The organism is Paenibacillus dendritiformis (genome assembly GCF_015845845.1).
In the GTDB taxonomy this organism is placed as follows: Bacteria; Bacillota; Bacilli; order Paenibacillales; family Paenibacillaceae; genus Paenibacillus_B; species Paenibacillus_B dendritiformis_C.
Window position 1 is genome coordinate 1 of record NZ_LDIG01000258.1, and the last position, 9,251, is coordinate 9,251.

The following is a 9,251-nucleotide window of genomic DNA, read 5'->3' on the forward strand; positions in this document are numbered from 1 at the left end:
ATAAACACTTCAAGAAAATGTAAATCTAAAAAAGCTGACAGTACCCCTATGCAGCTCCAAGCTGTGTTTGAATTTGAGCGAGAGCTACTCCGGATAGAGCTTGTTTATAAACATATTCAATCCAATGTTGCTTTTTTTCTCGTCGATATTGGTGCAATCCATCCAAAAGATAGCCTTGCCCGCTGTAAATACAGCACATCGAAACAAAAGAGAGTAGCGCCCAGTAGCGATCGATCGCTTTCGTAGATCGAACCTGATATCGATCCAAGCCGAGGTGGACTTTCGCCGTTCGAAAATACGTTTCAATCGACCATCGCTTGCTATAATAGCTCAGAATTTGCTTGTTGGTTAGAGAAACATCTGTACTTAGAAAAGCTTTCACCTGCTTAGGGTTCAGTTCTTCTCCTTCTTTCCAGCAGAAAAGAACGACTCCATTATCAAGCAAATTGAGCTTTCCTTCGTATCGATAAACGCGATAAGAGTCTTCTCCGATGGTCACGAGATCGGTATCAGACTTCGACATAAACGAAGCAAATTCTTTAATCGATTGGCGAATCCCTTGTGGGTAAATGATGCGATTGGTCTTCAGACCGCTAATGACATGGAATCCTTGCTCGCTACTCACCTGAAGAACAGAGGCTGAAGGATACCACGAATCCATTAATACGTACGTTTGGTGATGGGACCTGGGCACTTGCCGGATCATGTCACAAGCCAGATCAATCTTGCTCTTGCTTTTGGATTCATAGCGTTCTGTTGCAAAGGGATATACTATATCACCCGCCCGTAGCATGGCTTCCACTACAGCATGACCATAGACCTTCTTTCCCTTGAGATGAGAGTGGTGAAAGGCTGAGCCCTGGATCGAGTCAACCGCCCGTGACGAAGGTTTGGTTTTTTCACACACCGTATCATCTACAATGACAAAGATAGGACTGTTATTGTGCTTAGCGCTGTATTTGACTTGCTGATAGGCGATATTACGTACGATTTGCTTCAGGAACTGTTCATCCCACTTCCCATGGGATAAAAAATGACTTAAGCTTCTGCGATCCCGATGATGCAAGCTTTCACGATGTATGTCTGTTAAGGTACCTGTAAATCCAGATGACAACATGCCATCTACAAAGTGAGTGATGTGATTAAGGACAGATTTGGAAAAATACAACGGGAGTTTCCATTGCCGAAAGATATTGTTCCAATGGCGATGCTGTGTTAACGTATACGTATGAGACATTTCTTGATCTCCTCTGCGTAGAGTGGTTGGTCGCACTTCTATTTTACACAGAGAGTCAAGGGTGTCTCTTTTTCTGCTATTTAATTACAGCGAATTTGGGCAAGTACAGTTAATTAATTGATGGTACATCGAGTCAAATTTTTTGACAACCTCCAGGGTAAGGAGCGAGTTGTCTGCCATTATAGCTTGATTTATATGTGACAAACTCATCATGGCTTTGTCGTACATCCCAATCTCCATATACTTATATGCGCTTTCAATAAAACAATCGAAAGCTGCCTCGCTCTGCTGCAGGTTTAACATCAAGGTCCCTTTTAACTTATAAAAATATGCTAGTCTTGACCTTTTAAATGGAGTCGTGCCAGTTCGATAGTTCATACCCCACCAACGAATGGTGGGGTAACGCGTCTTAAGATGTTATATTCATTAGAAGTTAGTTATCCACGGGGCATCGATGTATGAAACAAGATGCTCCACGCTGATTGCTCCAATAACTAGAAGAGAGGCAATAAAAAGAAGTTTACGTTTTCTCATGACAACATATTCCTCCTTAATTATTTTGCAGCAATTTGTTGTAAAAGATCGTTAACATTTTTGATTATCTCACTATTGAAGATTGACTGATTATGTATCATTGATTGCGTCACAAACGACAATGATTCAAAAGCTTCCGTAAAACGACCAATTTTTGCGTACTCTAATGTGCTTTTCAAAAAACTATCAACAGCGTCTTTTTCATGTTTTTTACGAATTAACAATTGTCCTTTGATGCGAAAGTAGTACGCTAATTTTGACCTTTTATATGGCGTAGTTTGTGGTTGGGTGATGCTCTCAATTATTTGTTCTTCATACATAAGGAGTTGTTCTGCTGCAAGAAGATCGTTGTTTTTATGGAGATATAGTTCCATTAATTCAGTTACGGCATGAATCAAATTATATGAGGACAGGTTATCTAAACAGTTATTAAACTGAGTAATGGCGGACTCAATATTCCCTTTCTTCCCGTTAAGAAAGGCAGTCATTAATTCAACATTCTCTTTGACGAAAGGATACGGAAAATGACTATACCTTTCGAGATAGGAACTGCAATCGTCATAATTCCCCAGATGATAATAGGCATTGCAAACATTATGAGTTGCATTTGCTAGCGGTTCGCCTGCCCCATTTTCCACAACATAATTTCCGAATTCTATGGCATCATGATAAAACATAAGGCTATAAGCGTGAACACTCAAGCCATAAAATAGAAGTATCCGCTCTTTCTCGCTCAGAAAATTAGCATAGTCCAACACATTTTTTCCAACCTGATACGTTTCCTTCAACCTGCTGAAAACATTTCGTTCAATCATGTATTTCTGATATAAGCCCTTAGCGATATAGGGCATAATTCCATGAGCGCGCGAGTAGTCTACGATGAGGGTGTATAAAGATAACTGAGTGGAAGGATGATTTATGGAGCCTATCGTTCGATACAACTTCTCTACTGCATCCAGGCTGTCTTCATTGGGCGCTTCAAGATACTTGGCGGCAATTTTCGGTATGAGCGATGGATACTCGAGTGTTGTTAATTCGTTCTGTAAAATAGCGTAAATGATTTCCGATTTATGTCCGATCTCGATGTACTGTTCTACGATGGCGTCATGGGGAATGTCCAATACCGCAGCGATCGACAGGATGGATTGAAAATCAGGTCGTTTGACCTCGCTGTTTTCAATTCTCGACAGGCTGCCTTTATCTATGCCGACCGCTTCTTGCAGCTTCGACAGACTCAATTCCTTCTTCTGCCGATAGTACTGTATTAGCTCCCCCAAGCTCTGTGGATTCGCAGCAACGGTACTCACAGCCTCACCTTCCTTTGTAATTCCAAATAATTGACCATCTATAGATTACCATAAAATTCGATTTTTGTGAACACTACCCAACAAATAATTTCAAATTTCGTTAGCCTCCACCCTTGAGTGTGTTTCCTCCCTTTTCGGCATTACTCACGGAAATAGCCGTCGGTTGTTCTTTAACAGACGTTTCCTGACTTGTCATGACTTTTCTATCTCCATCAGGTCAGGAAATTTATAGGTCTCATCCGGAAAGCAATGTCACGGTTCACCATCAGTCAAGGACGGTCAATTACTTGGAAAAATGTTTAACCTAATATACTCTCATGACTACTCGAATTGTGAGGAACTAATATGATGACAGAAAAAGAAAAGTCTCTTCTGGGTTACATGTACAATCCAATGGAGGAGGGTTTAGTTCAGGACAGGAAAGTTGCAAAGGATCTTTATTTTGAATATAACCATACTCTTCCGTCTAACTATAAGAAACGGACGGAGATTATGAAAAAACTTCTTGGTCAAATTAAAGGCAATTTCCTTATTGAACAGCCGTTTTACTGCACCTATGGATATAATATTTCTGTGGGAGATAATTTTTTTGCAAATATAGGCTGCACCATTTCCGATGGTGCAAAAGTTACGATCGGAGACAATGTTTTCGTTGCGCCGCATGTTTCTTTTTTAACGGAAGGACATGCATTTCTACCTGATCTGCGTAATGACGGATGGGAATATGCATATCCGATTACGGTTGGAAATAATGTCTGGATATGCGCAAATGTTTCCATTCTCCCCGGGGTAGCAATTGGAGATAATTGCATCATCGGGGCTGGCAGCGTGGTTACGAAGGATATTCCGTCCGGGATGCTTGCATACGGAAATCCTTGCCGGGTTATCCGTCCTATCATAGAGGAGGATAAAAATAAGTTTAAATGGTTTGAAGAATAAGGGATTTAACAGTAATAGCGAAGATCAATGAAGAGCCGTTTCTTTCCTCAACGGCTCTTATCTGTGATGACCAATGGGGCGGCTCAACACCAGTATCTAATTAGATCGCCCCGCTTGCGACAAGGCAAACTCCCATTTCTCCTCCCGTGTACTCAATGCTACTTCTTGTGGATGATCAATCAAGGCTCGCGGGTTTACCTCGACCTTTTTGCCCTCCTTCTCAAAATAATCCGAGATGAGCTTGATGCTGTCGACGGGACTGTGGGAGGCGGAGCAAAACAGCATGCTCTGCAATTGACTTATCAGCTTGCTTGAAGGCATCGGCGTTAACATGACCGCATTATCAGTTAAGACGCTTTGCATCTCATATTGATCGGCCAAATCCGTGACTGTCCAGTCCGGCCAGGACGTTCTCATCTGCGCAATGATGTCCGAATCAGCACCTGCGTACCATATATCCAAGGTCCTGCGTCGTGTATCCAAGTGGAATCCCTGATCCGGGAATTCCTCGCTCCATTCCGTCGCCTGAAGCTCGCGCTGCCCCAGTACCGGGTGCAGTGCCTCAACCAATTGAGATGGGCCTGCCAAGACATATTCATCCAATGTTCCGCTTAACGGGAATATCCGCAAATCTCCATCGGGATATACGATGCTGGCAATCATCCGTATAAATCCGCCTCTGGGCTCTGGTTCGATGATTGCTGGCAAGTCTGCGGCATACTCAACCGATCGGACATGCTCCAGCGGATGATTTACATAGTTCGCCATATCCACAATCCCCGCCTTGGCCCATCTCAGTTCCCAGCCGCTCCATAACGGCTGCATGAGCGCAAATAGCTGCCGCCGAAGCGGAATATCATACATGATATCCTCCCCGCCGTACCAAAGCAATACTTTATGGTCGATATCCATAATGGCCCCGCCTTCGGCCCAGCGGTCATCCAGCCATTCTTCCGTAGGCTGCTGACTCTCCATAAAAGCAAGGGTTTCCTCCGGTCCCCAAAATAAATCTCTCGGCAGCGTATTGGCGCACCAATGACTATAGTACAACTGATAGCTTCCATTTCGAACGACAATCAGATTTGCCCGGTGACCCATGCTTTCCCCTCCTATGCTTTGGAACACATTGTTCATACGAATCTATTTCTTATAGCCCCCAATCAATGCTACACTGGTAGAATAACAGCATTGATATAGACAGAGATGGGAGCAGAGACCTGACATGAGTTACAACATTGTATTTTTTGACATCGATGGTACATTGGTAAATGATGAGAAGCAGGTGCCGCAGGACACCGTTGAGGCGATCGCGGAATTGAAGGCGAACGGGGTTGAACCCGTCATTGCCACGGGGCGCGCGCCCTACTTTTTTAAGCCGCTTGCCGAGCAGCTTCAGATCGAGTCTTTTGTCAGCTTAAATGGGGCCTATGTCGTGTACAAGGGAGAGCCCCTCTATCAGCGCCCGCTTTCGCGGGAAAGTGTGGCAAAGCTTGTGGAATTGGCGGGGCGCAACCGTCATCCCCTTGTGTTTGAAGGCAGCGAGCAATTTTACGCGAATGCTGAAGCCCACCCCTTCGTCGTGGAATCCATCGATTCCCTTCGCGTCGAGCGGCCGGGTTATGATCCCGAGTTCTGGCGCAAAGCCGATATTTATCAAGTGTTCCTGCATTGCGAAGCGCAGGACGAGCATTTATATGAAAATGTATTCGATGATCTTCGCATGATCCGCTGGCATTCCAAAGCGATCGACGTCCTGATCAAGGGCGGCTCCAAGGCCGTCGGCATCCATGCCATGCTGGAGCGGTTGAGCCTGGCTCCGGAGAATGCCGTCGCATTCGGCGATGGACTCAATGACATGGAGATGCTCCAGCAAGCAGGTCTCGGCATTGCGATGGGCAATTCTCATCCGGAACTGCTGCCTTATGCCGATTACGTTACCTCTTCCGTCGATGAAGGCGGCATCCGCAATGGACTGCGTCATGCCGGGCTAATTGACTAAATTATTTCAACGGGGGTTAAGCGGGCTGTGGCCCCGCTGCCCCTCCGTAAAAAAGCTCCTGCCGGTAAGTCAGGAGCTTTACTTGTGGATGCGCCCGCATCCGTGGTTCATCTGAACTGATATCGGTCGGACATCCCGAAGGAAAGCGTAAGCACGCCGCCATGCTCCAGCAGATCCGCGCCCTCCTCTTTTGCTTTGCAAATCACACTATATATCGAACTGGCGCCAATGTACTGCCTATACACCTCATCATCAAATTGATCCGTCTGAAAGCCCTCAAACAAAGCATCATAGATTAGATAATAGCTGGAAAACTGAGTCCGATAAATCGGAAAAGATTCCTGTCCTCTAAATAGCAAGCACTCCTCATTATAGGTCAACGAATCAAAAGAATGCTCGGCACATATTTCCGGCAAGAATGAGTACAGCTCCTCCGCCAAGCTGGCATCCTGCAAGCGCTCCGCTAACCGCTCCGGAAATTCCTCATACTTCTCCTGCGTATCGCATTCCATGAACATCTGAACGGCTGTGCGCGTCGCCGCCGCAATCTCCTCGGCTTGATAAGGATAAGGCGTGTACGTCTCCTCGGACTGCCGCAGCAAAATAAATTGCTTCTGGGAAGCAAAGCCTTCGACCTGCCATTGGCTGACGATTTCAGCTACGATCTGGCCAAGTTCAGGGCTTGGAATATTATTAATGCGGCATTCGCCGGTGATATCTTCCCCATGCTTCGCGCCATAGATTTTTATGTAACACAGCTTCTGATTGCCAATCCGCTTCGCAATCTCCTCCTTGAGCGCTTCCCAATACGGGGTGGCACGCATGTCGCCGGAAGATTCGCCGAGACCCACAATATTGCTCTTATACACCTTCCAATGATGTTCCGTGTCACCGTATTCCGAGCGGAGGTGGTCAGGCTCCCTATCCTGCTCCATGGAAGCGATACCCTCCATTAACGACAGGGCAAAGCTTCCGATCGCCATGCCGAGAGCATCTTTTAAGCTGCTGCCCATACCTGCCGACGTCTCGAAAATATCGCGGTCCCATTTCGGGGAACTTACATGAAACTGAAGCATAACGGACTGCTCCGACCATCTCGCCACATGAGGACGAATCGTAACCTGCCATGCCGGAATAACGATACGATCCCCCTCTACGATCTCCTCCGCCTCGAACAGTCCCCTCATCCCGCGATGCAGCAGGAAATGTGCGGGATCCTCAATGTTTTCATCGTCCCAATCTGTCCATTCTTCTCTTTCTGTGCTCATCTTGCAGCTCCTCTCTCGACACTTCGACTTAGCAACCAGACATTACATCTAACTTATCGTCAATTTAGCGTCTTTTCAATACATATCTTGGAATACGCATGCGGGGGAAATTATGTTTCATGAACATTTGCCGGCCTGTCATCCTCCCGTAATAAGTCATCCAATACTTTATAAGTCTCTTCTAATTCGTGGCTGTAGGAAACTTCGAATTCGCCAATGATTAACCTTTCTTCCCGATTCCATTCCCTTCCTTTTATCCTTCCCCTATGCTCTCTCCAATAATTTCTCAGACGCGCTTTATCAAGGACCTTCAAAAACCCTTCAAGGCGCGGCACCCGCTGCTTGGTATGACCGAATTTGGTTTCAAAATTGATAAAAAGATAATCCCAGATTTCGAAAGCCCGTAATGGAGGCGAGTTAGTAACCTACTAGGGCGGGTAGCAACTGTAATAAACAAGAAAATATCCAGTCCCATGAGCGCTAATTCGAAAAGAAGGGCATATTTTCCCCCTCCCCATCCCACAGAGGCATTGCATTTCCATGTTTATTTTTGGAAGCGGTCATTCCAGCGCAGCAACTTTTGTCGCGATCCGTAGCCAAGTGTAGCGGTTCGGGAAATCTCTCGCCAACTTGAGAATCACCTGCCGACTATGCTGGATGATGGTCGCGGCACAGAGGAAAAACTCCTGACGAAACCGGGCAATCGTATACCCGTGATGAACCGGTTCACAGCAGTCGCGTTTAAACCGTTCGTAGAGGTTGTATGCTAACAGCTTGATTAGCAAGTCGATTTCATTCGCGGTGAAGCGGCTTGTCGAAATGCGGTTGATGGAAAAGCCACGCTTGGCTTCCTTGATGTGGTTTTCCATGCAGCAACGCTGGTTGTAGAAATGCCACAGGTCAATCGGCTCCCACTCAAGGCTTGTGACGATCGCTTCATACTGCCAATCTGTATCAAGAAGAAGCCGAGATTGATCCCCATCGTACACCTGTGCTTTGCGGATGACGGCAACACGGCGTGCTTTCTTCCAGGAGGTGGCTTTGTAGACCAGTACAATGCCCTCGATGATCCACTCCTCATCGACAAATCGCTTCCAAACGGAGCAGCGTTGCACTTCCGCTTGAAGTCGCTGGGTCCATTTCAATTTTCCTACATACCCGATTCCTTTGGATTCCCATAAGCCGTAAAAGTCCTCACCGCCAAATCCTTTGTCAAATCGGGCATACTTCACCGGACGATCACCAAGCAATTCGAACGTCTGGCGGAGGAAGTCAGCGGCATTCGTGGATGAATGCGTATTTCCAGCACGAAGAACAGCGTTTAAACACAAACGAGATTGGCCTTCATAAGCCAACAGCGGATGGTAGCTTTTACGTCCCGGTTTGTGGGGATTCGTGCCAACGGCCGCGCCTTTTTGGTGACCAAAAACGGTTTCCACGGTGGAATCCAGATCCATGATGAGTTCATCGGGCAAACCAGGCGCGATGACCTGCTGATTCAACTTTCTCAAGTCGAGTGTGAAAGTTGGTTGCTTACCAAACCGATTCAATTCTTTATACAGCAAGGTGTGGTGTGGACAGCGTCCACCGAGGAAACGTTGCACAAGTGCATCCTGTTGCAACGCTCGAAAATGAAAAAGGCGTTCACAACCGAGTGTCCAGCCGATTATGAGGTAGAGCAGGATGCGAAAAACAGGGAACAGGGAGTGCCTGTGTTTGATGTTGCTCAAGTTCTGCAATGCTTTGTCCAGTTCGATTTTTTCGAGATACTCCAGGAATACTTTGCTTCCACCAACGCTGGAAGCGTGACGCAAGGAAAATTCAGTCTTGATTTTGCTGACGGGTGTGGTAGACTTCACCTAAAAGGTGCTCCTCTCTTTGGGTGATGTTGTTTTCGCAAACACTATTCTACCAAAGATTTGGGCCCTTTTTTCATTTTTCAGGCACAGTTACTTTCGAAATTCAGG

Annotated in this window: 7 protein-coding genes; 2 read left to right on the top strand and 5 right to left on the bottom strand. The window is 46.1% G+C overall.

From position 1 onward, the window contains the following. Window positions 1–46: 46 nt before the first annotated feature. Window positions 47–1,237 (bottom strand): IS701 family transposase, encoded by a 1,191-nt coding sequence (locus ABD76_RS25585; protein WP_197254446.1) that lies wholly within the window; start codon window positions 1,235–1,237, stop codon window positions 47–49. Between the two features lie 554 nt (window positions 1,238–1,791). Further along, complete coding sequence (locus ABD76_RS25590) at window positions 1,792–3,078, bottom strand: helix-turn-helix domain-containing protein (RefSeq protein ID WP_197259792.1); 1,287 nt, start codon at window positions 3,076–3,078, stop codon at window positions 1,792–1,794. Between the two features lie 348 nt (window positions 3,079–3,426). On the opposite strand from ABD76_RS25590, the gene ABD76_RS25595 reads away from it, so the two are divergent. Further along, window positions 3,427–4,017: a sugar O-acetyltransferase gene (locus ABD76_RS25595; RefSeq protein ID WP_197259796.1), complete on the top strand. Its 591-nt coding sequence runs from the start codon at window positions 3,427–3,429 to the stop codon at window positions 4,015–4,017. Between the two features lie 96 nt (window positions 4,018–4,113). Here the strand turns inward: ABD76_RS25595 and ABD76_RS25600 are convergent, their stop codons facing one another. Then, on the bottom strand, window positions 4,114–5,115 hold the full coding sequence (locus ABD76_RS25600; protein WP_197259793.1) for a hypothetical protein: 1,002 nt from the start codon (window positions 5,113–5,115) through the stop codon (window positions 4,114–4,116). A gap of 124 nt (window positions 5,116–5,239) precedes the next feature. On the opposite strand from ABD76_RS25600, the gene ABD76_RS25605 reads away from it, so the two are divergent. Next, window positions 5,240–6,016 carry a Cof-type HAD-IIB family hydrolase gene (locus ABD76_RS25605; protein WP_197259794.1) on the top strand — a complete coding sequence of 259 codons (777 nt, stop codon included), beginning with the start codon at window positions 5,240–5,242 and terminating at the stop codon, window positions 6,014–6,016. Between the two features lie 107 nt (window positions 6,017–6,123). On the opposite strand, the gene ABD76_RS25610 is transcribed toward ABD76_RS25605, so the two are convergent. Both ABD76_RS25610 and ABD76_RS25615 read right to left on the bottom strand, forming a co-directional pair. After that, complete coding sequence (locus ABD76_RS25610; RefSeq protein ID WP_197259795.1) at window positions 6,124–7,284, bottom strand: DUF6348 family protein; 1,161 nt, start codon at window positions 7,282–7,284, stop codon at window positions 6,124–6,126. A 560-nt stretch (window positions 7,285–7,844) separates the two neighbouring features. Then, on the bottom strand, window positions 7,845–9,143 hold the full coding sequence (locus ABD76_RS25615) for an IS1380 family transposase (protein WP_197253375.1): 1,299 nt from the start codon (window positions 9,141–9,143) through the stop codon (window positions 7,845–7,847). Window positions 9,144–9,251: the final 108 nt, after the last annotated feature.

Bases quoted from the DNA above. Each gene is read 5' to 3' on its own strand.
- ABD76_RS25600 (WP_197259793.1), bottom strand. From the start codon at position 5,115: ATGGGTCACCGGGCAAATCTGATTGTCGTTCGAAATGGAAGCTATCAG.
- ABD76_RS25595 (WP_197259796.1), top strand. From the start codon at position 3,427: ATGACAGAAAAAGAAAAGTCTCTTCTGGGTTACATGTACAATCCAATG.
- ABD76_RS25585 (WP_197254446.1), bottom strand. From the start codon at position 1,237: ATGTCTCATACGTATACGTTAACACAGCATCGCCATTGGAACAATATC.
- ABD76_RS25610 (WP_197259795.1), bottom strand. From the start codon at position 7,284: ATGAGCACAGAAAGAGAAGAATGGACAGATTGGGACGATGAAAACATT.
- ABD76_RS25605 (WP_197259794.1), top strand. From the start codon at position 5,240: ATGAGTTACAACATTGTATTTTTTGACATCGATGGTACATTGGTAAAT.